Here is a 226-nt window from a genome sequence, read left to right on the forward strand (position 1 = left end):
GGTTGTCGGCGTTGGTGTAGGTGAAGACGTCGGTGACGCTGGCACCTTCGGCCAACGCCTGGACCGAGGCCAGGCCATTGTTGAGCGTGTAGGTGTAGGTGCCGTCGCTGTTGAGATGCAGCGTGCCATACGTGCCGACGAGGTTGGCACCGACATTGCCGGCCGAGCCATTGACGGCGGTGACGCTGTGGGTGTCGCCAGTGTCGACATCGGTGTCGTTGGTCAG

1 protein-coding gene is annotated in these 226 nt (G+C 63.3%); it reads right to left on the bottom strand.

Going from position 1 to position 226, the window contains the following annotated elements:
• Positions 1–226 (bottom strand): VCBS domain-containing protein (locus EN808_RS36155; protein ID WP_135918293.1); only part of this gene is annotated, 226 nt, incomplete at both ends.

Source organism: Mesorhizobium sp. M8A.F.Ca.ET.165.01.1.1 (assembly GCF_004792065.1).
Lineage (GTDB): Bacteria > Pseudomonadota > Alphaproteobacteria > Rhizobiales > Rhizobiaceae > Mesorhizobium.